This window comes from Thalassobacillus sp. C254 (assembly GCF_001310615.1).
In genome coordinates this window covers 290,264-315,622 of the sequence record NZ_BAXQ01000001.1, presented here as the reverse complement: position 1 = coordinate 315,622, position 25,359 = coordinate 290,264, and the positions used below count along the sequence as shown (strand labels likewise).

Sequence of the window (25,359 nt, the reverse complement as noted above, 5' to 3'; positions counted from 1 at the left end):
TTCTTATACTTTTTGATTGTATCTTGTCTATTCGTGTAGAATAGAAATCGAAACTTAGGAAAGCGGAGGCGTAGTATGCGAAAAATCGTTATTGGTTCTAGAAAAAGTAATCTTGCCTTAAAACAAACTGAATGGGTTATTAATGAATTAAAAAAATATAATCTTCCTTATGAATTTGAAATAAAAAAGATTGTTACCAAAGGAGATAAGATTTTAGATGTAACCTTATCTAAAGTTGGAGGGAAGGGTCTGTTTGTAAAAGAAATTGAACAGGCCATGAGAGACAAGGAAATAGATCTGGCCGTTCACAGTCTAAAAGATATGCCTGGGGAACTACAAGAAGAATTTACTATTGGAGCAATTACAAACCGCGTAGACCCTCGCGATGTACTTATATCAAACGACCACGTTCGTTTTGATGACTTAGAGCCTGGATCTATTGTCGGAACAAGCAGCCTGCGGAGATCAGCTCAAATTTTGGCAAGGCGCCCGGATTTAAAGGTGCAATGGATCCGTGGAAACATTGAAACACGTCTTCGAAAGCTGAGGGAAGAGAACTTCGATGCTATTATTCTAGCGGCAGCCGGTCTTGAGAGAATGGGCTGGGAAAATGAAATGATTACCGAATTTTTAGAGCCAGACGTTTGTCTTCCGGCTGTTGGCCAAGGTGCCTTAGGCATTGAATGCCGCAAAGATGATCAGGAGGTTATTGACCTTCTTCAACATATTCATGAGGAAGGTGTGGCTAAACGAGTACTGGCTGAACGAGCCTTCCTTCAAAGCGTTGAGGGCGGCTGTCAAGTGCCGATTGCGGGGTATGCTACCTTACATGAAAACGGGGAGATTTTGTTATCAGCCCTAGTTGGCGAGCCTGATGGTTCAGTTATTTTACAAGAAACAGAGACTGGAACCGATCCTGAAAAGCTAGGAAAAGCCGTAGCAGAAAAATTAAAGAAAAGAGGGGCAACTGACATTCTGGACCGTGTTAAAGCGGAGCTGGATCAGTCATGAAGCCAGGCTTCCTGGCCGGTAAAAAAGTACTGGTTACCAGGCAGCAGAGCCAAGCGGCAGGGTTTGTCAGAAGAATTGAGGAGCAAGGTGGAAAAGCCGAAGTCCTTCCTTTGATTCGGCTGGAAAGAGCAGAACGGTGGCAGGAATTGATTCAAGAGTTTCATGATCTGACCAAGTACAGCTGGATTATTCTTACGAGTGCAAACGCTGTTCATTTCTTTTTTGAAGCCGTTTCAGAAGCAGAAGCTGTACTTCCGGCACAGTGCCGTTTTGCAGTCGTAGGGGAAAAAACAAAGCAGGCACTTCGCAAGCATGGAAGTGAAGCCTCTTTTGTACCCTCAAAATTTATTGGAGAGGTATTGGCTGAAGAGTTGTCATCTTTTCTTGACGAGGATGACCGGGTACTGATTCCAAAAAGCAATAAAGCTAGAACAGTGGTTGCTGATACACTTAGGAAACAGGGAGTCTTTGTTCAAGAAGTTCCTCTTTATAGAAATGTTGCAGAAAGAGCTTCAGCTCCAGCTTTAAAAGAACTAATACAGGGTGGAGAGATTGACATTTTAACATTTGCCAGTCCAAGTGCGGTGCAGGCGTTCACAAATCTTTTAGAGGAAGATGACTGGAAGCAGTGGGTGAAAGAGGTTCCAGTTGTTTGTATTGGCCCGGTGACAAAAGCTGAAGCAGAAAGAAAGGGTTTTTCATTCATCTATACAGCACTACATTATACGGTTGATGGCATGATGGAGGCAATGAGAGAAATCAAGGGGGTAAAATAATGGAAACAAATTTTCATAGACACAGAAGATTAAGAAAAACACCTGGACTACGGGCCATGGTTCGAGAAACTTTTTTACGCAAGGAAGATTTAATTTATCCAATCTTCGTTGTAGAAGGAGAAAAGGTAAAAAATGAGGTTCCTTCAATGCCCGGGGTGTACCAGCTTTCACTTGATCTGTTAAATGTGGAAATGAATCAAGTTGAGGACCTTGATATTCCAGCTGTTATCGTATTTGGCGTTCCAGGAGAAAAGGATGACTGCGGTTCCGAGGCTTATGCAGAAAACGGCATCGTACAGCAGGCAGTGCGTCAAATTAAGGACAACAATCCATCACTTACAGTGATTGCTGATACATGCTTATGTCAATTTACCGATCATGGCCACTGTGGTGTCATTGAAAACGGAGAGGTATTGAATGATCCTTCACTTGACCTCCTGACGAAGACGCAGTCTCACAGGCAAAAGCCGGCGCGGATATTATTGCCCCTTCAAATATGATGGATGGCTTTGTTGCTGCTATTAGAAAAGGTCTTGATGAAGCCGGATACATTGATGTTCCAATCATGTCCTACGCTGTTAAGTTTTCCTCAGCATTTTACGGTCCTTTCAGGGATGCAGCTCATAGTTCTCCCCAGTTTGGCGATCGTAATTCCTACCAGATGGACCTCCTAACAGGCTTGAGGCTCTGAGAGAAGCGAATTCTGATGTAGAAGAGGGAGCAGATTTTTTAATCGTGAAACCGGCACTCTCTTATTTGGATATAATGCGTGAAGTAAAGGATTCAACTGGATACCCTGTAGTGGCTTATAATGTATCTGGGGAATATTCTATGATTAAAGGAGCAGCAATGAATGGCTGGATTAATGAAAGGGAAATTGTCCTTGAAAAGTTGACCAGTATGAAAAGAGCTGGTGCGGATTTAATCATAACTTATTTTGCAAAAGACGCTGCCAGATGGATAGACGAAGAAAAATAAAAAGAGAAGGTGGAAATAATCCGCCTTCTCTCTTTCTAATAAGACAAGGTAAGGAAATTTTGATACCCTATAAAGGAATGCTTAATGTAATCGAGAGATTGGAAATTATGAAATGAGGTGCTTGCATGAAATCTTTTGAAAAATCCAAGGCAGCATTTAACAAAGCCGAGCCTCTGATGCCAGGTGGAGTGAACAGCCCTGTTAGAGCATATAAAGGGGTAAAACATGACCCAGTTTACATGGAAAGAGGAGAAGGAGCCCGAATTTTTGATTTGGATGGTAATGAATACATTGACTATGTGTTATCATGGGGACCTCTCATTCTTGGACATGCTGACTCACATGTAGTAGAACAGCTGAAGGCGGTTACAGAAAAAGGAACGAGCTTTGGAGCAAGTCATGAAATGGAGATTAAACTTGCAGAGCTTGTAATTGAGCGAGTTCCTTCTATTGAAGTGGTTAGAATGGTAACTCAGGCACAGAAGCAACAATGAGTGCATTACGTTTGGCGAGAGGGTACACAGGGAGAAATAAAATTGTGAAAATGGAAGCTGTTACCACGGCCACGGGGATTCTCTATTGATCAAAGCAGGTTCAGGCGTTGCCACTCTAGGGCTGCCGGACAGTCCAGGTGTCCCTAGAGGAGTAGCAGAAAATACGTTGACCGTTCCATACAATGATATTGAAAGCCTAAAGCTGGCCTTTGAGAAGTTTGGTGACGACATTGCTGGAGTCATTCTAGAGCCGGTAGCAGGGAATATGGGAGTCGTTCCTCCTAAGCCGGGATTTTTGGAAGAGGTCAGGCAGCTGACAGAAGAAAAGGGAAGCCTTCTTATCTTTGATGAAGTGATGACAGGATTTAGAACCGGCTATCACTGTGCTCAAGGAGAGTTTGGAGTCACACCTGACCTTACCTGCTTAGGAAAAGTTATTGGAGGAGGGCTTCCGGTAGGTGCCTTTGGAGGAAAAAGAGAAATCATGGAACAAATTGCCCCAAGCGGTCCCATATATCAGGCAGGGACCTTGTCAGGTAATCCCCTTGCTATGACTGCGGGATTTGAAACACTGAACCAGCTTACTGAGGAGAATTATGAAACATTTAATAAACTGGGCAAGCGTTTGGCAGAAGGGCTATCTCAAGCCGCAGAGCGCCATGGAATCCCACATACTACAAATCATGCAGGTTCTATGGTAGGCTTCTTCTTCACAAACGAAGAAGTTGTGGACTTTGAGAGTGCCCGCACTTCAGATTTAGACTTGTTTGCAAAATATTTCAAAGAAATGATGCAGCAAGGGATCTCTCTTCCGCCATCTCAGTTTGAAGGGATGTTTTTATCTACAAAGCACACAGAAGAAGATATCGAAGCGACAATTAACGCAGCAGAAAAAGCCTTTGAGAAAATCAAATAAGAATAAAACCTCTGGCCGAGCCAGGGGGTTTTTTTAAGGCATCTGAGTACTTGTCCCAGAATAAGCACTTTACTTTCTTCTTGAAAAGGAGTGTTCACCTGGAAGATAGAATAACTACCGACCTGACAAAACAAGAGAGAGGAATAGGGAAGAAACAAGGAGATTATTCATAAAAACTTCTCTGAGGTCATAGAGTGTAATTGTACACCCAGCCCTGAAACGGACAGCTAGAACTTAATAGAAGACTGTGTTGATTATGTGAAATAAAGGAGGACGTTATTGTGACTCATGAGCATGCCTCAACCCTTTCCTTTAATATTGAGGAGTCTGTTTGGCTGAATAAAGGCCAAAAAATCCAGGAAATTATCTCTCTGGGACTAGAACCAGACATTAGAATTGAGGAACATGAAGAAGAGGTAGTGATTAAGGGTGGCCTCCATTTAAAGGGAGAATACTATATTCAAGACAAAGAGGAAGATTCTTTACAAGAAGACCATCGGGCTAATTTACAAGTAGTAGAAGAAGCGACAGTAAATAAAAATGGAGAAGCAGAGATTGAACATTTCTTTCCCATTGATGTCACCATTCCTTTACATCGTATACAGAACTTAGATGATATTTTCGTACAGGTTGAAGGATTTGATTATGACCTTCCTGATCCTGGGTGTATTCAGCTAACAGCCGATATAACTATTTCTGGCATGAAAGAAGAGCATAAAAGCGGAAAACAGAAATCAAGCCGTCCCTACACTGAAAATTGGCCTGAGTCATTTCCTTCCTTTTTCACCGAAGCAAAAAAGGAAGCCGATCAGCCGAGGTATGAACAACAGGAAGATGTAGAAGTAAAAGAAAGGGATAATATCTTCCCGTCAATGAAGGAAGGTAATGAAGAAACCCAAGAGAGGAATACGAAGCTTCCAGAAGCTGAAGAAAGTGAAAGTCAGGTAAGTGTCTATTATAAAAAGGATCCAGAAGAGATGGCAGCCTATAAAGAGGCTGGTGAACGGACTAGCAGCCTAGAAGAGAATCAAAGCCTGAAAGCAGTAGAGCCAGAAGAAAAAGCTGAGCAAACAGAGGAAACAGAAGAAACAATAGAGACTGAAGAAACAATAGAGACTGAAGAAACAATAGAAACAGAGGAAAATCCTGATGATCAGGTGCGGCATCAAGAGATAAAAGAGGAGGAGCTGACTGAGCCTGCAGAGGAAAAAACCGTTCCTTTGAACAGGGAAGAAGAACAAACCGTGGTTTCTTTTGAGCCGAGATCAGAAGAACAGGAAAAAAGTGAGGATGCTGAAGAACAAGAGACTGTGCCGGCTGTATCCTCTTCCTCTAAGGATGAAAACTCTTTATATTTAACAAAGGTACTCACGAAGGGAGAAGAGGAATTTTCCCGATTGAAAATGTGCATCATTCAGGAAAATGAATCGCTGGATACCATTGCGAAAAGATATGATCTTACAACTTCTCACCTCCTTAGAGTAAACAGGCTGGATAGTGAACATATAGAAGAAGGAGAAATTCTGTATATTCCTGTAACAGCCTCCCGAAAAAATGAATCCTGAAATTAAGCAGACCCTGCAGAGTTACGGGTTAAAGCCAAACAAGTGGGAAAGGATTGGAAACGTCTTTAAGGTTGAATGCTATCAGGGAACCTTTGCTTTGAAACAATCACAGTTTCCAGCTGATTCCCTGGATCGTTTTTTACAAACCATGCGTTACTTTGAGAGAGAGCAAATATACTCTGTTGTTCCTTTATATCCAAACCGCTACGGAGATTTTGCAGTACAAGGAAGTAACGCGACGTATTACCTTATGCCTGGGTACTTGAAGATACGAGACACGCTGCCGGGAAAGAAGAACGTATACTTGAGACGCTGGGACTGATGCATCGATTTAGCGAGAGAATGGAAGAAAGTGCAGATGAGTACGTAACTTCCTTTGGGGAACAAGTACAGCGAAAAAAGGAAAGGGAATTGTTAGAACTGGAACGATATGCTGATGAAATAGAACGCAAACATTACTTCTCTCCTTTTGAGCTTGCGGTCCTGACTCATTTTCCTTTTATCCATCAGCTTTACCAGGAATCACAAAAGCACTTTAACACCTGGCTTGAGATCAGCAGAGAAAAACAGCAAGTTCGGACTGTGAGGTGCCATGGATGTCCGTCAGTAGAACATGCAGTCATAGACAGCCAGGGAAACACGTATTTAATTAACTTTGAAAAAACAAGAGACGACAGTCCGGCATGGGATCTTGCATATTTTTTCAGGGACAGCTTTGAAAAGGGGTTATGGGACAACATAGATGCTTATCGTTGGATGACCAAATATGAAAAACAGTTTCCTTTAGCGGAAGCGGACCGTTCCTTATTTTTAAGCCACCTGCTTTCTCCCTATTCATTGGTTTCTCCTATAAAAGAGTATCAAACAAAGAGGTCAAGGGCCTTAGAAAAAGAGTATGTCAGATTGGTGGAGCTTCACGTCCGGCTGTATAAACGCTTATATGGCTTTTCCTCTCATTTATACGAGCAGCATTATAAACAATCCCCTTCCTGAGCGGAAGGGGATTGTTTTCTAATAGGATGTGACCAACCGTGTATGATTAAGGTGTAAAAAGGAAATACAAGTAAAGAATAAGGAGAAATATCAAAAGGAAAACGTCTACTGTAGTGGGGAGAAATAACGTTCTGAGTAACTGAAAGCAGACCAAAGGCAAAAGGAGCTGTGCAAAAGCCTGCCGCAGCCGCTTCATCCATAAAGGCCAGCGAAACCGGCGCTTTTTTTTCTTGTGCGGGGGCTTATATGGAGGGGGACCGTAATAACCTGGATAATGTCCCATAAAATCAAGACTCCTTCAAAGTATTATTGTATAGTTTATGCACGTACGTTTGAATTGTTGCGGAGAAGTGAGCTGATAGAAACAAGTAACAAAAACACACGAATCATTGACGAAAAAAACAGTTTAAGAGTAAAATATAATATAATACTGTAGTGTTATACATACATTTATAATCATGCTATGAGAGGAAGAAGTACATTCCTATCCACCTTCAGAGAGAGGAACTCCAGGCTGTAAAGTTCCTTAGGCAGGAAGAATGGAAAGTCATCCTTGAGCAGCTTCTTTGAACAGAACAGTAGGAGAAGCCGGGAACATCCGTTATCTGTCCAGAGTGTACAGCATTGCTTTATACATATGTTGCTGTGAACAAAGGTGGCACCGCGAATGGCTCTCTTCGTCCTTTGATGAGGAGAGTCTTTTTTTATGATATTTTTTAGTGATGGTACTCAAATTGATGTCATAACAGCAATCAGGAAGATGGATGACAAACGTCTCAACTGATGTTAATTAAGGAGTGAGAATGAATATGTCGAATAAAGAAGTTTCAATGCCTACAAAATATAATCCTCAGGAAACTGAAGCAAAATGGTATCCGTACTGGCTTGAAGGGAAGTTCTTTGAAGCAGAAAGAGATGAAAAGAAAGAACCTTACACGATAGTTATCCCTCCCCCAAACGTTACGGGCCGTTTACATTTAGGACACGCCTGGGATGCAACGCTGCAGGATATTATTGCCCGGTCAAAAAGGATGCAGGGCTACGATATGCTTTGGCTTCCAGGCATGGATCACGCCGGGATTGCAACACAGGCAAAGGTGGAAGGCAAGCTCAAAGAAGAAGGTAAAAGCCGTTATGATCTTGGAAGAGAAAAGTTCCTTGAAACTTCTTGGGAATGGAAAAAAGAATATGCAGACTTTATCCGTCAACAGTGGTCTAAAGTTGGTTTGTCGCTGGACTACTCACGTGAACGTTTTACCTTGGACGAAGGACTTTCCCAGGCAGTAAAAGAAGTATTTGTCCGACTCTATAACAAAGGATTAATTTACCGGGGAGAATATATTATTAACTGGGACCCATCGACCCAGACGGCTTTATCAGATATTGAAGTGGAGTATAAGGACCTGCAGGGTCACTTTTATCATATGAAATATCCTTTGGCTGATGGTTCCGGCCGCCACATTGAAGTCGCGACAACTCGACCTGAAACGATGCTTGGAGATACTGCGGTGGCTGTTCATCCAGAGGATGAACGATATAAAGACTGATCGGAAAGAAAGTGACTCTCCCTATTGTAGGGAGAGAAATAGAAATTGTGGCTGATGATTATGTAGATATGGAATTTGGATCCGGAGCTGTGAAGATCACTCCTGCCCATGATCCTAATGATTTTGAAATTGGAAACCGCCATAACCTTGAGCGAGTGCTTGTGATGGATGAAGGCGGAAAAATGAATGATAATGCAGGGAAATACCAGGGAATGGATCGATTTGAATGTCGAAAGCAAATTGTAAAAGATCTTCAGGATGAAGGGATTCTGTTTGAAATTGAAGATCATGTACACTCCGTCGGACATTCAGAAAGAAGCGGGGCGGTAGTCGAGCCATATTTATCTACCAGTGGTTTGTAAAAATGGAGCCTTTGGCAGACGCAGCACTTGACCTGCAGAAGAAAGAGGAAGAAAAAGTTCACTTTGTACCTGACCGTTTTGAAAAAACCTATCTAAGATGGATGGAAAATATCCGTGACTGGTGTATTTCCCGTCAGCTGTGGTGGGGACACAGAATTCCTGCCTGGTATCACAAGGAAACAGGTGAGTTACATGTAAGTACAGAGCCCCCTGCTGACAGAGAGAATTGGGAGCAGGATGAAGACGTGCTTGATACATGGTTCAGTTCTGCCTATGGCCTTTTTCCACTATGGGATGGCCGGATGAAGAAGCAGAAGATTACAAACGCTACTATCCTACAGACGTCCTTGTTACTGGTTATGATATTATCTTCTTCTGGGTTTCACGGATGATCTTTCAAGGCCTTGAGTTTACTGGCAAGCGTCCGTTTAAGGACGTACTGATCCATGGCCTGGTGCGTGATGCGGAAGGCAGGAAAATGAGCAAATCTCTTGGTAACGGGGTAGACCCGATGGATGTCATTGATAAATACGGAGCAGATGCCCTGCGCTTCTTCCTGGCGACAAGCACCAGTCCAGGAAATGACCTTCGTTTTCACTGGGAGAAAGTAGAGTCTACTTGGAACTTTGGGAACAAGATATGGAATGCCTCTCGATTTGCTCTCATGAACATGGAAGGGTTAAGCTATGAAAACATCGATATAAGCGGAGAAAAAACAATCGCTGACCGCTGGATTCTCACTCGGCTGCAGGAAACCATCGATGATGTAACGCGCTTGATGGATACCTATGAATTTGGCGAAGTAGGACGTCTTCTTTACAACTTTATTTGGGATGATCTGTGTGACTGGTACATTGAAATGGCGAAGCTCCCGCTTTATGGGGAAGATGAAGAAGCGAAGAAAACCACACGATCTGTGCTGGCTTACGTTCTTGATCAGACCATGCGTCTTCTCCATCCGTTTATGCCGTTTATTACAGAGGAAATTTGGCAGCATCTTCCCCACAAAGGAAAGTCGATTACTGTGGCTTCCTGGCCGACATCTGAGCAAAATCTAAAGGATACAAGCGCAGTAAAGGATATGGAGCTGTTAAAAGAGATCATCCGTTCCGTACGTAACACAAGAGCAGAAATGAACGTTCCCCCAAGCAAAGAAATTGAAATTCAAATACAGGCAGCAAATGAAGAGAGACTACAGCAGCTGGAAAGAGGCAAGGCCTATCTTGAAAAATTCTGTAACCCTGAAACGATGACGATAGGAACAAACCTTACTCCACCTGACAAATCTCTTTCTCAGGTGTTGACAGGAGCAGAATTATTTCTTCCGCTGGCAGGGCTTATCGATTTGGAAGAGGAAATTGCCCGTTTGGAAAAAGAAAAAGAAAAACTTAATAAAGAAGTAGAGCGGGTGCAAAAGAAGCTTTCGAATGAAGGATTTGTCAAAAAAGCTCCTCAGAAAGTCGTTGATGAAGAAAAAGCAAAAGAACAGGATTATTTGGAAAAACGAGAAAAGGTGATTGCAAGAATTGAGGAGCTGAAAGCGTAGGAGTTTGTATGACAGGGATGCCACCGCATATATTCCGCGGTGGCTCTTTGTTCATTTAAGAAAGGAGAAACAACAATGAATACATATGAGGAAGCGAAAGAATGGTTACATAGCCTTGTGCCTTTAGGAATCAAGCCAGGATTAGAAAGAGTAAACTATATGCTGGATGCCCTTGGAAATCCTGAGCGGAGTATTAAGTCTATTCAAGTGGGCGGGACAAATGGAAAAGGATCGACGGTTACTTTTTTAAGGTACATGATGAACGAAGCCGGCCTTGAAGTCGGGACTTTTACCTCTCCTTATATAACCCATTTCCGTGAAAGAATTTCAGTTAACGGACATTCAATACCCAAAGAAGACTTCCTTGAATATGCAGCGGCTGTGAAACCTTTGACAGAGCAGCTTGCTACTACACCTCTTGGAGCACCAACAGAGTTCGAAGTCCTGACAGTGATTGCTGCTCTTTACTTTGCAAAAAAGGCTTATCCAGATGTTGTGATTTGGGAAGTAGGCTTAGGAGGCAGATTCGACTCTACCACTGCTATGCACCCAATGGTTAGTGTCATCACCAATGTAGGTCACGATCACCAACATATTTTAGGAGAGACCATTCCAGAGATTGCAAAAGAAAAAGCAGGGATTGTAAAATCCGGCGTGCCTCTGATTACGTGCGAAGATAAGCCAGAAGCTCTTGCCATATTTAAAGAGACCGTGGAGCAAAATCGCACGAAAATGTATACATTAGGAAAAGAATTTTTTATAAACAATAATAATGAGGCTGAAACTGGCTCGAGCTTTTCTTTTTTCTTCTATGTTCAAACATTACCCTGAGCTCCGTATTGAGATGGAAGGTGAGCATCAAGTGAAAAACGCTGCTGCTGCTCTGATGGCGATTGGGTATTTAAAAATGTTTTATGCTCTTCCCGTGGATGACGATCACATCAGTAACGGGCTGAAAAAGGCGAACTGGCCGGGAAGGTTTGAAATTATTAAGGAAAAGCCAACAATCATCCTTGATGGAGCTCATAACAAAGAGGGAATGGAAAGTTTGGCCAAAGCGCTGAATAGACGTTACCCTGATAAAACTGTGCATATTATCTTTGCTATGACAAAAGAAAAGAACGCCTATGAACTCCTTTTGCCCTTGTCATCTCTTCGCATAGGGTCTGCTTTTGCAGCACCGTTTGATTTTCCAAGGGCTGCTTCTCCAGCTGAAATAAAAGAGAAGTCTCCTTTTGAGATGCAGGAAGTGCCAAATTGGCAGACGGCTATGGAGGAAGCAAAGAAATCTGCATCCATGAATGATGTCATTGTCATTTGTGGGTCCTTATACTTCATTTCTGAAATAAAACAGTAAATAAGAAGCCGGATGTTCATTTATAAAGAACATCTGGCTTTTTTAATAAAAGTTCCTTAAGAATAAGTTATACACGTTTAAAAAAAGTTTTTATGGTACAATAAATTGAACAACTTGGAAAAAACCCGATAAAATAATTCATTATATTGAAAGGCAGGTGTTGTGGTGGCCTGGATCTTAGGAGTCTATTTTTTCATGGCAGGTCTTACAATGGGTTCGTTTTTCAATGTTGCTGGTTTGCGAATTCCCATTGGTACTTCGGTAGTTTCCCCTCGTTCTCATTGCCCTTCTTGTCACACCCCATTAACGTTCGTTGACTTAATTCCTTTCTTTTCCTACTTCTTTTTAAAAGGCAAGTGTCGCACATGCCGTAATTCAATTTCCCTCTTTTACCCGCTTATAGAGCTTTCCACCGGATTCTTGTTTTATCTTCCTGGCTTGTATTTGGCTTTACATGGGAGCTTGCACTAGCGCTTGTTTTTCTTTCCATGTGCATGATTATCACTGTAAGTGACCTGGCATACATGATTATTCCTGACAAGGTACTCCTTACTGCTGGGGGAGTTCTTCTTTTTTTCAGAATGAGCGTTGCTCCATTAGATCCATGGTGGGGTCCGTTTGCAGGAGCTTTGACAGGCTTTGTTCTCCTTTACGTTATCGCCCTGGTAAGCAATGGGGGAATCGGAGGTGGAGATATTAAGCTGTTTGCTGTTCTTGGCCTTATGTTTGGCTGGAAAGAAGTACTTCTCCTCTTTTTCTTATCCATATGTATAGGCAGTATGATAGGTGGATTAGGAATGATAACAGGCCGGGTAGCAAAGGGGAAGCCTCTCCCTTTTGGCCCCTTTATCGTCTTAGGAGCTTTGATTTGCCTTTTCAGTGGTGAAAAAGTCATAAAGTGGTATACAGGCTTATACTTATAAATAAGTGGTTAAGGTTAGGTAAATAAATTGTTGAAGATGTCAGAATGATCAGACTAAAAAAGTCCTGAACAAGGCGACAAATGTCTTGTTCTTTTTTGCAAGGCGTATGATAAGGTGAAATCAGTACAGAGGACAGGCTAATGAACAGAAAGGCTACGTGGGAAGGGGTTAATGTTCATGAGTAAAGATAATAATAACCGTCTCTCCTTTAAGTTGTATGGTAAGGATGAAGAGAAAGAAAGGGAGTCCAAGCCTCTTTCTTTTACGGAAAAAGAGGATGGAAAGGAGAAGGAAGATGACGATTCGTCCCCGCAGCTGAAAGTCATTGACTTTGGAAAAAAGAAAAAACAATGGAAAGAAAAGACAGCCCCCTTGATGATGGTAAAAGAGATTTGAGTCCCGGCCTCCCCTTTAATCGTAAAAAAAAGAAAAATGAACGACGCTTTCAGGATTCTTTCAAAGGTTTGCCGTTAAAGATATCTATGATTATTGGCGGAGCAATGGTTATGGGATTATTGTTTGGCTTTATTGTCCTTCATTTATTAACTGGCAGCCCAGGAGGCGAAGCGAGCACATCTTCCTCTGCACTTCCTGCCTCAGCTGAACAGTCTTCTGCAGTTGCTGCTTCCTATAACAATGAGTTGAATCTTAATATAGTGCAGGCTGGAGCTTTTTCGACCCTTGAAAAAGGAGAAGAGATGAAAGCAGGGTTAGAACAGAAAGGGTTCCCAACATTATTAACCGACGACGGTGATTTATATTATTTGCTGGTAGGATGATGCCTTCCCGGGAAAATGCTTCTGTAATGCAGTCTTATTATAATGAGCAGGGGAGTGAAGTATTCCTGAAAACCAGAAACATACCTGCTCCTGTTCTGGATTCATGGAGTGATGACGGGAAGCTTTGGTTTGAAAAGAGCCGCTCTTCACTGGAGAGCTTACTTGAACAATCAGGAAGCGCTATAAGCAGTTCCGCAAGTGTGGAGCTGTCGCAAGATGCAGCCGAAGCAGAGCAGTTATACGAGAAAGTGAAAGGAGAAATTCCCGAAGAAGGACAGGCTTTCTTTGAAAACTTAAAGATAGCTTTTGAAAAAAGCTGAAAATGGCTCCTCTGCACAAGAGAGTCATCAGGAAGCAATGAAAACGGTACTATCTTATGAAAAATTTATTGAAGGTGTAGAATAGAACAAACGTTTCTCGAAGGTTTCAGAATATTATTGAAAATATATGGGGCATTTGGTAAACTAGACCTGCACCTTGTACAATAGATACATTACGTATCTTATTGAAAAGGTGGTTGCCCCTTATGAATTCTCTTATTTTAGCTTCAGGATCCCCCCGGCGCAAAGAACTTCTTTCCACACTAGGTTTTTCCTTCACAGTCGTAAAAAGCAACATCCCCGAGGAAATAATTCCTGGTAATTCTCCTGCAAGTACGGTAGAACGCTTAGCTGTTCATAAAGCAAAGCATGTAGCAAAAGACTTCCCAGAGAGTGTAGTTATTGGTGCAGATACAGTTGTAGTATTCAATAATACGATTCTGGGCAAGCCAAAGAGTGAAAAAGAGGCCAGAACAATGTTAGCGGATTTATCTGATGCTACGCACCACGTTTATACCGGCGTATCGATAATTTCTCCTGAACAAACATTTTCCTTTCACCAGAAAACAGATGTGACTTTTTATCCTTTACATTCTGAAGAAATAGAAAGTTACGTGAAGACAAAAGATCCTTTTGATAAAGCAGGAAGTTACGGAATTCAAGGCATAGGCTCCTTTTTAGTGAAAGAAATACATGGTGATTACTTTAATGTTGTCGGGCTTCCTGTTGCTCGTTTAGTGAGAGAACTAAGAAAATTTGACGTTTATCCCTATTTTAATAACTGAGGAATCGGTCTCTTCTCCCTGCAGAAGAGGGGAAGGGATCGGCCCTTACCATATTAAAGGAGGAAACAATTTGACAGATTCTTCATTTCTTATTAAGGATGTGCCATTACGTGAAAGACCAAGGGAAAAGATGGTAAAAGAAGGTCCAGACCGGCTCTCTACAAATGAATTGTTAGCGATCCTGCTCCGTACCGGTACCAAAAACGCATCGGTGATGCACGTTGCTCAGGAACTGCTTTATCAATTCGACAGTCTTCACCTTTTAAAGGAAGCCACCATAGAAGAGCTCACTAAAGTAAAAGGGATAGGTATTTCAAAGGCGGTGGAAATCAGAGCTGCTCTTGAGCTTGGCAAAAGAATCTATACATATCAGGCAGATGAACGCTACGTCATTCGGAGTCCAGAAGATGTGTCCAGATATGTAATGGAAGAAATGCGGTTTTTAACACAGGAACATTTCGTCGTTCTTTGTCTGAATACAAAAAATCAAGTTCTTCATCGACAAACTCTTTTTATAGGAAGTTTAAATTCAAGCATTGTCCATCCAAGAGAATTGTTTAAAGAAGCGTTAAAACGTTCAGCCGCTTCGGTAATATGCCTTCATAATCACCCTCAGGGACCCCACACCAAGTAAAGAGGATATTGAAGTGACCAAACGCTTAATTGAATGTGGACGAATCATAGGAATAGAAGTCCTTGATCATGTCATTATTGGGGACAGGCAATTTATCAGCTTGAAGGAAAAAGGATGTATATAGTAAGTACTCTACCCCTATCAGGAATAACCTCTTTAATTCCCACTTTTCTAGGTCTCAGTCCCTCCATTGATTTTCTATTACTCATACAAAATAATTAAATTTTCAAAACCAAACGTTTAGGCTATTTTTTTTTAATAAGATTAAGTATAATAAAGACTAGTTGTGAAATTCGGCTTATGTGAAGAGCATTTTCCCTTATATTTCACATCTTTTACTGAAGGCAGAGGCATTCAGAGGAGGATGGACCAAGGCAGCAGGGTCTTCGCTTACCAAAGCGAATGATAAGGAGATGCTCTCATTTTTGTGCCAAAAGATGGAAAGTTCCTGTATAAGATGAACACATGTTTTCTAAAAAGGGACAAACAAAAACTGTAACTAAAATGAATAAATAGAAAGTGAACAATGAAGGGAGATACATAGATGTTGGGTGGTTTTTCAAGAGATCTTGGTATCGATTTAGGTACCGCAAATACACTTGTGTACGTTAAGGGTAAAGGAGTCGTTGTCAGAGAGCCTTCAGTGGTTGCCATGCGTACCGATACTGGTACGATTGAAGCGGTGGGGAATGATGCTAAAAACATGATTGGCCGTACACCTGGAAATATAGTAGCGGTCCGGCCAATGAAAGACGGTGTGATTGCTGATTTTGACACAACTGCTACAATGATGAATTATTTTATTAATCAAGCTCAAAAAAACCGTTCCATGTTTACCCGTAAGCCCAATGTAATGGTCTGTGTGCCTTCAGGAATCACCGCCGTGGAAAAGAGAGCGGTTGAGGATGCGACGAAACAAGCCGGTGCCCGTGAGGCATTTACGATAGAAGAACCGTTTGCCGCTGCGATTGGTGCCGATTTACCTGTGTGGGAGCCAACCGGAAGCATGGTTGTCGACATTGGCGGCGGGACAACAGAAGTAGCTATTATCTCTTTGGGCGGTATCGTTACGAGCCAATCAATCAGAGTAGCTGGTGATGAGATGGATGATTCAATTATCAATCATGTCAAAAAAACGTACAACCTGATGATTGGAGAAAGAACGTCTGAAGCTCTTAAAATGGAAGTTGGGTCAGCAGGCTCACCTGAGGGAGTAGAGGATATGGAAATCAGGGGAAGAGATTTAGTGTCCGGTCTCCCTAAAACGATTTCCATTACAGCTGAAGAAATTTCAGGGGCACTCCAGGATACCGTGAACACAATTGTGGAAAATGTAAAAAGTACGCTGGAACAGACTCCGCCGGAACTAGCAGCAGACATTATGGACCGGGGGATCGTTTTGACTGGCGGTGGGGCGCTGCTTCGGAATATGGATAAGGTGTTGAGTGAAGAAACAAACATGCCTGTCCATGTAGCAGAAAATCCTTTGGATTGTGTGGCAATTGGTACAGGAAAAGCACTTGAAAACTTGCATCTGTTTCATTCAAAAGCAGGCATTACTTCGCGATCTAACCGTAAGTTACAATAAAGTAGGTGTCCGTTTATGCCTCATTTCTTTTCAAATAAGCGCCTGATTATATTAATGGTTTCCATTATCATCCTGGTGGCATTGATCGGTTTTTCCCTCAGAGAAAGGGAAACAGTAACATGGCCTGAGCAGTTTGCCCGAGATTCCGTAGGCGTTGTACAATCAGTATTCAGCAGGCCCGCTCATTATGTAGCGGCGTCTTTGAAAACGTGCAAGACTTACGTAATGTGTATGAAGAAAATCAATTGCTGAAATCCCGTCTTGATGAGTATGCAGCCACCTCAGCCGAGCTTCAAACTTTGAAGCAGGAAAATGAAACTTTAAAAAGCATGATAGATGCCGAAGAAAGTCTCTCTGATTACGTCATGCGTTCTGCCATGGTGATACATCGCTCACCTGACCAATGGACAGAGGTTATTGGAATTAACCGGGGTTCCCAGCATGGAATAGAAAGGAATATGGCTGTCATCACGCCTGAGGGGCTTGTTGGTAAGGTACAGAATGTCTCACAATTTACTTCAACAGTTCAACTATTATCTGATGATAGCCGAACAAACCGAGTTTCTGCTATGATTCACACAGATGAAGACCCGGTCTTTGCTTTTGTGGAAGGCTGGGATGAAGACAGGGAAGGTCTTCTACTCAGAAAGATTGAATCGGAAGCTGAAATAGAGCCGGGACAACTAGTCAGTACGTCGGGACTGGGAGGTATTTTTCCTCGCGGGCTTGTTATTGGTGAGATTGTTGAAGTGGAACCGGATGAATATGGTCTTACTATGAACGCGGTTGTAGAGCCTGCAGCTAATTATCATAATATTGATTACGTAAGTGTCATAGAGCGAACAACCGATAATTTGGAAGATTCCATGCTGCAAGAATATTTAGAGGATGAAGCAGATGAATCGGAAGAAGCGATCGAAGAGCAAATGACAGAGGAGGGGGGAGAGTAATGAATCGGTATATTCTTCCTGCTCTCCTGGTTTTTTTATTTTTAATTGAAAGTACCTGGTTCCAAATTTTTTTTCCTCCTTCTTTAACTGAGGAGGCCATATTTGTTCCCAGGTTTGTATTAATAGTCATTGTGTTAATCTCGATTTTCCGCGGTCCTCTGATAGGTGTTTTATATGGCGTGGGAGCTGGAGTTTTTTATGATTTTGTATTTACAGATTTAATTGGAATATATATGTTTGGTTTGGGGCTTGTAGCCTATATATGTGCGTTTTCTTATACGTCGGTCAAGAGGAGCCTGCCTTTGCTTACTGGCGTTTTGTTGTTAGCAGTTATTATTTTTGAGATACTTACGTATGGACTGCATTCTGTAATTGGCCTGACAGCGATGGAGTGGGCTGTTTTTCTAAATACAAGACTGCTTCCATCTCTTTTATTAAATGGTGTGATCGGCATTCTTATGCTGTTTCCACTGCAGGCTTTCTTTGAAAAAATGGAAAAACAAGAGGAACTCAGGCAAAGATAGAAAAAAGTCGAAACATACGAGAAACACAGACTGCTATGCAGGAATATCACTTTTCTATGTGGAATGTATTACTGTTAACTGAAAAAACAACACAATGTATAGGTTTTGCCGCAATAAACTTGAGGGGATTTTTCCCATAAGGTAAGTAAACTAATTATTCACTTTAGCTGAAAAGGAACTTATTGGGACCACCCCTGCTATACTAATGTGGAACACGTAACTTAGGTATAAATTAGAAATGGGCCTCTAAATAGGATAACAACTGTTCAAAAGATAAAGAGCAGCATTGTAAATGAAAACTCTCAAAGCAACTTGGATGTGCCCGTAGAGGTGAGGCAGATGAAAACAGGTTCAAAACGAAATTTAGTGACGATTAAAGGTACCAAGGATGGGCTGACAATCCTTTTAGATGACCAGTGCTCTTTTGAGGCACTCATGGAAGAACTTACAGAAAAAGTAGCAGATAAGCAGGCGTTTGGCAATGGACCTGAAGTTGAAGTGAAAGTAGACACAGGGTATCGCTATTTGCAGGAGGATCATCGAAACAAAATCCAGCAGATCATTGAAGGCACAGGAGTCATTAAGATCCAGGACATCATTTCCCAGGTGATTCCACTGAAGAAGCTGAAAAAATGAAAGAAGAATCCTCCATAACATCCATTGCCCGGATCATTAGATCAGGACAGGTTCTTCGCATTCAAGGAGATGCTCTTTTGTTAGGGGATATTAACCCTGGGGGTACAGTCGAGGCTACAGGGAATGTGTTTGTTATGGGAACCTTAAAAGGAACAGTCCGTGCCGGAGTAGATGGGAATGAGGATACTGTTATATGTGCTTCAGTGATGGAACCTAATCAATTATCAATAGGTAACACCATTTATTATGCTCCTGACCGGTATGAGGATGAAAAAGATAATGAATATACAAATGAAGAACCGGTCTATGCATACATACATCGGGAAACAAAAGAAGTAGCTTTTGAAAAAACTCGACAGCTGGGTCAACTATACCCTCATGTGGCAAACGGAACATTCGAAGGGTTGTAGAACGTGAGATCGTATGAAGGTATAAATGTAAATTGTCATCTTACTTATCGAGGCAAAGACAGAAGAAACATTGATGAGAGAAGACAGCTGCTGTTACGTCAGTAAGGAGGAATTGCTGTGGGAGAGGCTATTGTTATTACATCGGGAAAAGGCGGAGTCGGTAAAACGACCACATCAGCGAACATTGGAACAGCCTTAGCATTGCAGGGGAAACATGTATGTTTAGTAGATACAGATATCGGCCTTAGAAATTTGGATGTCATTATGGGGTTGGAGAATCGAATTATATATGATTTGGTAGATGTGGCAGAAGGCCGTTGTAAAGTCCCGCAAGCTCTTATTAAAGATAAGAGGTTTGACTGCCTGCATTTACTGCCGGCTGCGCAGACAAGTGACAAATCAGCAGTGGATGCTGATCAAATGAAAAAAATAGTTGAAGAGCTTAAGCCGGATTATGATTATGTATTAATTGACTGTCCTGCTGGTATTGAACAAGGATACAAAAATGCAGTTGCCGGAGCGGATCGAGCGATTGTGGTGACAACACCGGATGTAGCTGCAGTAAGAGATGCAGACCGGATTATTGGTCTTTTAGAACAGGAAAAATCAATTGAGCCTCCTAAATTAGTTGTAAATCGTGTGAAGACTCACATGATGAAAGAGGAAGATCTTCTTGATGTCGATGATGTGGTTTCTATTCTTGCGATTGATCTATTAGGAATGGTAGTTGATGATGAAGAGGTGTTAAGAGCTGCTCAAAAAGGTGAGCCTATTGCTACCAATCCCAATACTAAAGCAGCTATGTGTTATAGAAACATAGCCCGGCGCATTTTAGGTGAATCTGTTCCTTTACTATCTATTGATGAGAAAAAAGGATTCATGGCAAAAGTGAAAAGTTTTTTTGGAATGAGAGCCTAGTGAACTTCCCGTCTGAAACTCTGTGTTTTGAGGATACAGTTTGTTCAGACGGGTTTATTGACAACAATTAATCAAAAATATTTGATTAATTGTTGTCAATAAATTCAGGTTGTTGTATAGTATATATAGATCAAGAATATTTGATGAGGTGAAAATATGGAAAAAGCGGCCGCTTTTATGACGTCGGAGGAAACGTTTTCCCTTTATGAAAAAAAATTCAAAGCTCTTGCGGATCAAAAGCGTCTAATGATCATGCATGAATTAACCAGAAGTGGAGAAACGTGTGTGTGTGACTTGATGGACATTTTTGATATGTCTCAATCGAAGCTGTCATATCACTTGAAAGTATTAAAAGAAGCAGGGCTTATTCTGCAAGAAACAAAAGGAACGTGGAGCTATTACCGGCTCAACCAGCAGGAAGTAAATAAGCTATTATCTGAAGAGTTATGCTGTCTGTTTCGTTGATAATGAAAGTAAAAAGTGACGCCATGTCATTTTTTTACTCTATACATCAAAAAAAATTGATTTAACAGGAGGGCAAAAAATGAACGTTCATATTGGTTTACATGTTACTAACCTGAAGAAATCCATTGATTTTTACACAGATCTTTTTGGAGAAAATCCTGTTAAGGTAAAAGAAAATTACGCTAAGTTTATGCCTGAAAATTTAGCTCTTAACTTCACTTTGAACCTTGTTAATGAAGTACATGGAAACCAAGTGGGTCACTTTGGAATTCAAGTGAAAAGCGGAGAAGTGCTCCTGAAACATAAAGAGCGTCTAGTTAAAGCAGGATCTCAGATTACAGAAGAAATGAACACAAACTGTTGTTATGCCCTGCAGGATAAATTTTGGATCAATGACCCGGATGGTAATGAGTGGGAGTTTTTTATACAAAGAACAAGGATAGTCAAGCAGTCCAGGATGATGTTGATGGCTGCTGTGTATCTTAATAGAAAAATGATGCAGGAATGGGCTGTCATATTAGCTTTTTCAACTGAAATAATTTTTGAAGCAGAAACAAAGGTTATTAAAATTTTCTGAGAGTCCATATATTTTACCTGGCTTTTCTGAATGTGGTATATTTTTAGTAAGAACCTCATTCTCCCTCTATTACCTTACCTAAATATCTTTGATTTCCTTATTATAAAGGCTCTGTTAAAGGCTAATGTTGATTTTTTGTAAGTCATTTTGTTGATATAAAAGCGCGAGAGACCTTCGGGGATAGCAGATGCAGATGAAGCCAGCGAACGTTATCCAAAAGAAGCTGAAGGGATGTCGCACTTGTTCCTTAGGTGCAAGTAAGCGTCTTTTACCAACAATTAACAACAAATTGTAACAAAGCCATTAAAAAAAGAGTATTGAACATGTTTTTCGGGAAAAGTATGAAATGGCGATAACTGGTCATACTGGATAAGAGATTTGTTAGGAAGTGCACTCTGAAGGGAGGGCCTGATATGATTAGTAAACATGAGTATTTAACACCTGAAGATATAGAAAAGCTTGAAAATCTCCAGGCTAAAGTTAAAGAGGTTAATGAAGTTGAAGATCTTAAACGTTATACGACGCAAATGACAATCATCTACGAAAAAGCACGTTTGCGAAACAGTCTGCCAAAAGACGCTCAAGAGAATTAAGTTATCACTCTGATTTCAGGGGTGATTTTTTTTATGCAAATTTCTATTAAACTATTGCAATTGATATGTTCTTTGACAGTGTTAATACATAATTGCCCTTCGTACAATTAAATGGGAAAGACTTCTCTTGCCGTTTCCATCTCTCCTCACTACTGGAATAAAACAAAAGGACAAGTCATAAACATGAAGCAAGAGAATCCCGCCAGGGAGGGGCCGATAATGTCTAAGAAGCTTTCCAAGGTTAAAAGAGAAGCAGATGCAAAGCGAAGAGGAATAGAAGGAAGGATGAGAGACAGGGAAAGAGAAAAAGACAAAGACAAAGACGTAACTCCCACCAATTTTGGCTATTACCCCAGTCATGATGAAATGCCGCAGCATGAGCCGGAATTTTACTCATGGAGAGAGACTGAACAAAAGACAGAAGCACAGACCAAAAGCAGATATCTGTTTGTGATGCAGGGCCTTGCTGCATTATGCTTATTCCTGCTTATCGGTATATTATTCAAAACAAGTCATCCAGCATTTGAAGGTGCCAGAGAATATATAGAAGCTTCCTATCAAAATGAATTTCAATTTGCTGCTGTTTCAAGTTGGTATGAAGAAAGATTTGGGGAGCCTTTGGCACTTATGCCTAAGCCAGAGGACGAGCAACCAGCAGCAGAACCAGCAGATGCCTACCAGGCAGAATATGCTGTGCCTGCATCAGGAAAAGTAACAGAATCATTTACTGAAAATGGTAAAGGGATCATGCTTGAAACCATTGGTGCTGCTGATGTGGAAGCTGTGCGGGGAGGAATTGTCATTCATGCAGGCCTCATGAAGAATGGGACTTAGCGGTAGCTGTGCAGCACTATGATGGTGGGGAATCATGGTATGGAATGCTGGAGGAAGTTGAAGTTAAGCTTTATGATCACATTCAAGCTGGTGAAAACATCGGGCAAGTGAATACTCAAGAAGGAAGTGAATCCGGAATATTTTACTTCGCGTTAAAAGAAGAGGATCAATACATTGATCCGAGCGAAGTGATTTCTTTTGATTAGCATTTTGCAAAAAATTCGAATCCATCCTCTATTTTGGGTAGTAATAGCAACCGGAATTGTGACAGGATACTTTTATGAAATTCTTATGTTATTTTTCATCGTTTTCGTTCATGAGCTGGGCCACGCGTTTATGGCCCATAAGTATAAGTGGCGTATTAAAAAAATAGAGCTTCTTCCCTTCGGGGGAGTTGCCGAAATAAATGAATATGGAAACAGGCCGCTGAAAGAGGAAATAGCCGTGACCATCGCCGGGCCAATTCAGCATGTGCTGCTGGCTGGCCTTTCCTTTATTATGCTGCTTACTCCATATTGGAATGCAGCAGACCATCAAACCTTTTTGTTTCATAATGGGGTTATTTTCTTCTTTAACCTTCTTCCTGTCTGGCCCCTTGATGGAGGTAAGCTCCTTTTTTTTGCCAGCACTGCTTTTATGCCTTATCGTAAAGCGCAAAAATATTTTCTTGTACTCTCCTTTTCTATTTTGGTATTTTTAACAATAGGTACAATTCTTTCATTCCCCTATCATTTACAATCATGGGTCATTTTGTTATTTCTATATATTTCTCATTATTTAGAACGGAAGCAGCAGCCGTATGGTTTTTTCAGGTTTTTATTAGAAAGAAACAGAATGTTTGTAAAGGGTGTTCTTCCATCAAGAACAGAAAAAAGTCTCTCAACACACAAGACTGATTGATGCTGCTAAGATGATTCGAAAAAATGCACATACGATATTCCTGATCGAAGAAAACGGGGAAAAGGTATCGGAAGAAGAGCTTCTTTATGGTATTACCAGAGAAAATGTTGGCATGAAGTCTTTCAGTACCTTCCTTACCTCAGACAAAAGGTAATGGAAGGTTTTTGTTATGGGAAGGATATGTTGAGGAGCAGATCGTTTATAATAGAGAGGAAAGCCAGGGAATAAGCCGGCAGAAGAGTCGGCTTTTTATTGCATTTTATCATGTTTAGCCGGGAAAAAAGAAAGGCAATGGAACAAACAGAGGTCTTATAATAAAGAAAAATCGGGATAGAGAGTCTCTTCGACTGGGGGCGCATACATTGAGAGAGGTTATTTTAAATACCGTAACTTTAGAAAAAAGAGCTGCAATTAAAGAAAATGGACAAGTAGCAGAAATTCTAATTGAAAGACAACAAGAAGAGCGTTTAGTAGGAAATGTCTACAAAGGCAGGGTAGTGAATGTACTCCCTGGCATGCAGGCGGCCTTTGTGGATATAGGCCGCAGTAAAAACGGATTTCTATATCGTGATGAAGTCCTTGCATATCAGCAGCTTAATGAAGAAGAGGATACAAAGAGAAAGAGAAACATCTCCGAATTTGTCCATGAGGGACAAGAAATCATTGTCCAGGTAACGAAAGAGGAGTTTGGCACCAAAGGAGCCGTTTGACAGGAGTGGTCTCACTTCCGGGGAAATACATTGTGTATATGCCTCCGGCAACTATGTAGGGGTTTCTAAGAAGATGTCTGCTGAAGAAATAAGGGAAGAGTGGAGAAGACATGGACACGATATGAAAGAAGCAGAGGAAGGAATGATTATTCGTACAATCTGTGAAGGGTTAGCTATTGATGACGTGAAAGAAGACCTGGCGTATTTACGAAAAGACTGGGAAGAAATCTGTAATAGGGGCAGAGATGTTAAGCCCCCGGCTGTGCTTCATCAAGAAGGAGGCATAGTAGATAGAATCATCAGAGACTTTCCCATTACCACTATCAGCCGTATTCTGGTTGACAATCCGGTGGACAGCCAGCACATCAAACATCTTCTTCGGCACGACCCAAAAGATACAAACAAGGTAGAATTGTATAAAGGGACAGAGAATATATTTTCTGTGCACGGAGTAGAAAAGGAACTTGAAAGAGCTCTCCGGAGGCAGGTATGGTTAAAAAACGGCTCCTATCTCATGATTGACCAGACAGAGGCCTTGACCGTTATTGATGTCAATACAGGAAGGTTTACTGGAAGTGACAATCTGCAGGAAACCATTAAGAAAACAAACATTGAAGCGATTAAGGAAATAACAAAACAGCTCCGTCTAAGAGATGTATCCGGGATTGTCATTATAGATTTTATTGATATGAAAAATGAGACAGACCAAGAGGAAGTTCTTCAGGCCTTTAAACATGCATTAAGAAAAGACCGAACGAAAACAAACGTAGCCGGGATGACCAAGCTTGGGCTCGTTGAGATGACGAGGAAAAAAGTTAGACAGAATTTAAATGATACTCTTTCAGATCCCTGCAGTGTGTGTGTTGGGAAAGGCACAGAACCTTCTGCTGAAGCACTGGCTGCAAGAACTGATCGTCTGATTCATGAATATCGTTTCATGGAAGAGGAAGCTATGCTGTTAGAAGTGCCGGCTAAGGTTCTTTCTTTTTTAAATGATAAAAACAGCCACTACTATGTTCATGAACTGGAGAAACGGTATGGTTTTAAAATTTACCTTTCAGAAGCTCTCCCTCATATTCATGAGGAAATTCATGTGAGGCTGCTGGCAAGCGAGGAGACGGTCAAGGAGCGGGCAAAAAAATTAAAACGCAGCAAGTAAGGCGTATGATGTGATATTGACATTGGAATCTTATTTGTGATATGATCTTTTTTGTTAGTCGTTTGGTAAGCACCCAAACTACAACCGCACAAATGAAGGTTTTTAAGCC

Annotated in this window: 25 protein-coding genes, 7 pseudogenes and 2 other annotated features (1 of these 34 running past the window's edge); all 32 genes and pseudogenes read left to right on the top strand. The window is 41.3% G+C overall.

The genetic code is table 11. The features are described 5' to 3' along the window. The first annotated feature begins 75 nt into the window (after nucleotides 1-75). The gene (gene hemC, locus JCM19033_RS01825) at nucleotides 76-1,011 is read left to right on the top strand and encodes a hydroxymethylbilane synthase (RefSeq protein ID WP_054635070.1); all 936 of its coding nucleotides are present in this window, start codon (nucleotides 76-78) and stop codon (nucleotides 1,009-1,011) included. Then, on the top strand, nucleotides 1,008-1,787 hold the full coding sequence (locus tag JCM19033_RS01820) for a uroporphyrinogen-III synthase (RefSeq protein WP_054635069.1): 780 nt from the start codon (nucleotides 1,008-1,010) through the stop codon (nucleotides 1,785-1,787). Before hemC ends, JCM19033_RS01820 begins: the two co-directional genes overlap by 4 nt. Then, nucleotides 1,787-2,765: pseudogene (hemB, locus tag JCM19033_RS01815) on the top strand (porphobilinogen synthase). The gene JCM19033_RS01820 and the pseudogene hemB overlap by 1 nt, the downstream one beginning before the upstream one ends. A 125-nt stretch (nucleotides 2,766-2,890) precedes the next feature. Next, a pseudogene (hemL, locus tag JCM19033_RS01810) lies at nucleotides 2,891-4,175 on the top strand (glutamate-1-semialdehyde 2,1-aminomutase). A 281-nt stretch (nucleotides 4,176-4,456) separates the two neighbouring features. Further along, complete coding sequence (locus tag JCM19033_RS01805) at nucleotides 4,457-5,740, top strand: LysM peptidoglycan-binding domain-containing protein (protein WP_054635068.1); 1,284 nt, start codon at nucleotides 4,457-4,459, stop codon at nucleotides 5,738-5,740. Continuing rightward, the gene (locus JCM19033_RS01800) at nucleotides 5,730-6,062 is read left to right on the top strand and encodes a hypothetical protein (RefSeq protein ID WP_054635067.1); all 333 of its coding nucleotides are present in this window, start codon (nucleotides 5,730-5,732) and stop codon (nucleotides 6,060-6,062) included. Before JCM19033_RS01805 ends, JCM19033_RS01800 begins: the two co-directional genes overlap by 11 nt. After that, nucleotides 6,062-6,733 carry a hypothetical protein gene (locus tag JCM19033_RS01795; protein ID WP_054635066.1) on the top strand — a complete coding sequence of 224 codons (672 nt, stop codon included), beginning with the start codon at nucleotides 6,062-6,064 and terminating at the stop codon, nucleotides 6,731-6,733. The genes JCM19033_RS01800 and JCM19033_RS01795 overlap by 1 nt, the downstream gene beginning before the upstream one ends. 454 nt (nucleotides 6,734-7,187) lie before the next feature. Next, nucleotides 7,188-7,421: a binding site (T-box leader), on the top strand. Between the two features lie 121 nt (nucleotides 7,422-7,542). Beyond that, nucleotides 7,543-10,188: pseudogene (locus JCM19033_RS01785) on the top strand (valine--tRNA ligase). Nucleotides 10,189-10,263: 75 nt separating this feature from the next. Next, the gene (locus JCM19033_RS21825) at nucleotides 10,264-11,019 is read left to right on the top strand and encodes a folylpolyglutamate synthase/dihydrofolate synthase family protein (RefSeq protein ID WP_083465218.1); all 756 of its coding nucleotides are present in this window, start codon (nucleotides 10,264-10,266) and stop codon (nucleotides 11,017-11,019) included. Next, nucleotides 11,000-11,545: a glutamate ligase domain-containing protein gene (locus tag JCM19033_RS21820; RefSeq protein ID WP_198153389.1), complete on the top strand. Its 546-nt coding sequence runs from the start codon at nucleotides 11,000-11,002 to the stop codon at nucleotides 11,543-11,545. The genes JCM19033_RS21825 and JCM19033_RS21820 overlap by 20 nt, the downstream gene beginning before the upstream one ends. A gap of 195 nt (nucleotides 11,546-11,740) precedes the next feature. Next, nucleotides 11,741-12,016: a prepilin peptidase gene (locus JCM19033_RS27000; protein ID WP_306301199.1), complete on the top strand. Its 276-nt coding sequence runs from the start codon at nucleotides 11,741-11,743 to the stop codon at nucleotides 12,014-12,016. 23 nt (nucleotides 12,017-12,039) lie between these two features. Then, entirely contained in the window at nucleotides 12,040-12,468 is a 429-nt protein-coding gene (locus JCM19033_RS26995; protein ID WP_306301188.1) for an A24 family peptidase, read from the top strand. A gap of 177 nt (nucleotides 12,469-12,645) precedes the next feature. Further along, nucleotides 12,646-12,864, top strand: a complete 219-nt coding sequence (locus JCM19033_RS01770; protein WP_054635064.1) for a hypothetical protein — start codon at nucleotides 12,646-12,648, stop codon at nucleotides 12,862-12,864. Continuing rightward, nucleotides 12,819-13,247: an SPOR domain-containing protein gene (locus JCM19033_RS01765; RefSeq protein WP_198153388.1), complete on the top strand. Its 429-nt coding sequence runs from the start codon at nucleotides 12,819-12,821 to the stop codon at nucleotides 13,245-13,247. Before JCM19033_RS01770 ends, JCM19033_RS01765 begins: the two co-directional genes overlap by 46 nt. Before the next feature lie 26 nt (nucleotides 13,248-13,273). Next, nucleotides 13,274-13,567, top strand: coding sequence for a hypothetical protein (locus tag JCM19033_RS01760; RefSeq protein ID WP_198153387.1), 294 nt, complete (start codon nucleotides 13,274-13,276; stop codon nucleotides 13,565-13,567). A gap of 206 nt (nucleotides 13,568-13,773) precedes the next feature. Then, on the top strand, nucleotides 13,774-14,352 hold the full coding sequence (locus JCM19033_RS01755; protein ID WP_054635061.1) for a nucleoside triphosphate pyrophosphatase: 579 nt from the start codon (nucleotides 13,774-13,776) through the stop codon (nucleotides 14,350-14,352). Between the two features lie 130 nt (nucleotides 14,353-14,482). Further along, nucleotides 14,483-15,110: pseudogene (gene radC, locus JCM19033_RS24865) on the top strand (DNA repair protein RadC). A 420-nt stretch (nucleotides 15,111-15,530) separates the two neighbouring features. Next, nucleotides 15,531-16,574: a rod shape-determining protein gene (locus JCM19033_RS01745; protein ID WP_054635060.1), complete on the top strand. Its 1,044-nt coding sequence runs from the start codon at nucleotides 15,531-15,533 to the stop codon at nucleotides 16,572-16,574. 15 nt (nucleotides 16,575-16,589) lie between these two features. Further along, nucleotides 16,590-17,524 (top strand): annotated as a pseudogene (gene mreC, locus JCM19033_RS01740) (rod shape-determining protein MreC). Then, complete coding sequence (gene mreD / locus JCM19033_RS01735; RefSeq protein WP_054635059.1) at nucleotides 17,524-18,048, top strand: rod shape-determining protein MreD; 525 nt, start codon at nucleotides 17,524-17,526, stop codon at nucleotides 18,046-18,048. Before mreC ends, mreD begins: the two are co-directional and overlap by 1 nt. A gap of 318 nt (nucleotides 18,049-18,366) precedes the next feature. Then, the gene (locus tag JCM19033_RS01730) at nucleotides 18,367-18,684 is read left to right on the top strand and encodes a hypothetical protein (RefSeq protein WP_198153386.1); all 318 of its coding nucleotides are present in this window, start codon (nucleotides 18,367-18,369) and stop codon (nucleotides 18,682-18,684) included. Next, nucleotides 18,681-19,094 carry a septum site-determining protein MinC gene (locus JCM19033_RS01725; protein ID WP_054635057.1) on the top strand — a complete coding sequence of 138 codons (414 nt, stop codon included), beginning with the start codon at nucleotides 18,681-18,683 and terminating at the stop codon, nucleotides 19,092-19,094. The genes JCM19033_RS01730 and JCM19033_RS01725 overlap by 4 nt, the downstream gene beginning before the upstream one ends. 117 nt (nucleotides 19,095-19,211) lie before the next feature. Beyond that, nucleotides 19,212-20,012, top strand: a complete 801-nt coding sequence (gene minD, locus JCM19033_RS01720) for a septum site-determining protein MinD (RefSeq protein ID WP_054635056.1) — start codon at nucleotides 19,212-19,214, stop codon at nucleotides 20,010-20,012. Between the two features lie 177 nt (nucleotides 20,013-20,189). After that, complete coding sequence (locus JCM19033_RS01715) at nucleotides 20,190-20,477, top strand: metalloregulator ArsR/SmtB family transcription factor (RefSeq protein ID WP_054635152.1); 288 nt, start codon at nucleotides 20,190-20,192, stop codon at nucleotides 20,475-20,477. Nucleotides 20,478-20,556: 79 nt separating this feature from the next. Further along, a pseudogene (locus JCM19033_RS01710) lies at nucleotides 20,557-20,963 on the top strand (ArsI/CadI family heavy metal resistance metalloenzyme). 504 nt (nucleotides 20,964-21,467) lie between these two features. Further along, a complete protein-coding gene (locus JCM19033_RS01705; protein WP_054635055.1) occupies nucleotides 21,468-21,647 on the top strand; it encodes a hypothetical protein in 180 nt (59 codons plus the stop codon). 219 nt (nucleotides 21,648-21,866) lie between these two features. Continuing rightward, a complete protein-coding gene (locus tag JCM19033_RS01700) occupies nucleotides 21,867-22,481 on the top strand; it encodes a hypothetical protein (RefSeq protein ID WP_054635054.1) in 615 nt (204 codons plus the stop codon). A gap of 8 nt (nucleotides 22,482-22,489) precedes the next feature. Continuing rightward, the gene (locus tag JCM19033_RS01695; protein WP_054635053.1) at nucleotides 22,490-22,687 is read left to right on the top strand and encodes a peptidoglycan DD-metalloendopeptidase family protein; all 198 of its coding nucleotides are present in this window, start codon (nucleotides 22,490-22,492) and stop codon (nucleotides 22,685-22,687) included. A 19-nt stretch (nucleotides 22,688-22,706) separates the two neighbouring features. Next, nucleotides 22,707-23,309 (top strand): annotated as a pseudogene (locus JCM19033_RS01690) (M50 family metallopeptidase); the annotation flags it as partial. Nucleotides 23,310-23,391: 82 nt separating this feature from the next. Next, nucleotides 23,392-23,535, top strand: a complete 144-nt coding sequence (locus JCM19033_RS24030) for a hypothetical protein (RefSeq protein ID WP_198153385.1) — start codon at nucleotides 23,392-23,394, stop codon at nucleotides 23,533-23,535. 208 nt (nucleotides 23,536-23,743) lie between these two features. After that, the gene (locus JCM19033_RS23060; RefSeq protein ID WP_157049697.1) at nucleotides 23,744-24,091 is read left to right on the top strand and encodes a S1 RNA-binding domain-containing protein; all 348 of its coding nucleotides are present in this window, start codon (nucleotides 23,744-23,746) and stop codon (nucleotides 24,089-24,091) included. Continuing rightward, the gene (locus tag JCM19033_RS01685) at nucleotides 24,069-25,250 is read left to right on the top strand and encodes a ribonuclease E/G (protein ID WP_157049696.1); all 1,182 of its coding nucleotides are present in this window, start codon (nucleotides 24,069-24,071) and stop codon (nucleotides 25,248-25,250) included. Before JCM19033_RS23060 ends, JCM19033_RS01685 begins: the two co-directional genes overlap by 23 nt. Nucleotides 25,251-25,322: 72 nt before the next feature. Then, nucleotides 25,323-25,359: a sequence feature (ribosomal protein L21 leader region), on the top strand; it runs 37 nt beyond the window's last position.

Excerpts from the sequence above, each read along its gene's own strand:
- JCM19033_RS01770 (WP_054635064.1), top strand. The coding sequence starts at position 12,646 with ATGAGTAAAGATAATAATAACCGTCTCTCCTTTAAGTTGTATGGTAAG.
- JCM19033_RS01795 (WP_054635066.1), top strand. The coding sequence starts at position 6,062 with ATGCATCGATTTAGCGAGAGAATGGAAGAAAGTGCAGATGAGTACGTA.
- JCM19033_RS21820 (WP_198153389.1), top strand. The coding sequence starts at position 11,000 with ATGTTCAAACATTACCCTGAGCTCCGTATTGAGATGGAAGGTGAGCAT.
- JCM19033_RS01760 (WP_198153387.1), top strand. The coding sequence starts at position 13,274 with ATGCAGTCTTATTATAATGAGCAGGGGAGTGAAGTATTCCTGAAAACC.
- JCM19033_RS01800 (WP_054635067.1), top strand. The coding sequence starts at position 5,730 with ATGAATCCTGAAATTAAGCAGACCCTGCAGAGTTACGGGTTAAAGCCA.
- JCM19033_RS27000 (WP_306301199.1), top strand. The coding sequence starts at position 11,741 with ATGGCAGGTCTTACAATGGGTTCGTTTTTCAATGTTGCTGGTTTGCGA.
- JCM19033_RS01700 (WP_054635054.1), top strand. The coding sequence starts at position 21,867 with ATGTCTAAGAAGCTTTCCAAGGTTAAAAGAGAAGCAGATGCAAAGCGA.
- JCM19033_RS24030 (WP_198153385.1), top strand. The coding sequence starts at position 23,392 with ATGATTCGAAAAAATGCACATACGATATTCCTGATCGAAGAAAACGGG.
- JCM19033_RS01755 (WP_054635061.1), top strand. The coding sequence starts at position 13,774 with ATGAATTCTCTTATTTTAGCTTCAGGATCCCCCCGGCGCAAAGAACTT.
- JCM19033_RS01745 (WP_054635060.1), top strand. The coding sequence starts at position 15,531 with ATGTTGGGTGGTTTTTCAAGAGATCTTGGTATCGATTTAGGTACCGCA.
- JCM19033_RS01725 (WP_054635057.1), top strand. The coding sequence starts at position 18,681 with ATGAAAGAAGAATCCTCCATAACATCCATTGCCCGGATCATTAGATCA.
- JCM19033_RS01765 (WP_198153388.1), top strand. The coding sequence starts at position 12,819 with ATGGAAAGAAAAGACAGCCCCCTTGATGATGGTAAAAGAGATTTGAGT.
- JCM19033_RS01715 (WP_054635152.1), top strand. The coding sequence starts at position 20,190 with ATGACGTCGGAGGAAACGTTTTCCCTTTATGAAAAAAAATTCAAAGCT.
- JCM19033_RS26995 (WP_306301188.1), top strand. The coding sequence starts at position 12,040 with ATGATTATCACTGTAAGTGACCTGGCATACATGATTATTCCTGACAAG.
- hemC (WP_054635070.1), top strand. The coding sequence starts at position 76 with ATGCGAAAAATCGTTATTGGTTCTAGAAAAAGTAATCTTGCCTTAAAA.
- JCM19033_RS01705 (WP_054635055.1), top strand. The coding sequence starts at position 21,468 with ATGATTAGTAAACATGAGTATTTAACACCTGAAGATATAGAAAAGCTT.
- mreD (WP_054635059.1), top strand. The coding sequence starts at position 17,524 with ATGAATCGGTATATTCTTCCTGCTCTCCTGGTTTTTTTATTTTTAATT.
- JCM19033_RS01820 (WP_054635069.1), top strand. The coding sequence starts at position 1,008 with ATGAAGCCAGGCTTCCTGGCCGGTAAAAAAGTACTGGTTACCAGGCAG.
- JCM19033_RS21825 (WP_083465218.1), top strand. The coding sequence starts at position 10,264 with ATGAATACATATGAGGAAGCGAAAGAATGGTTACATAGCCTTGTGCCT.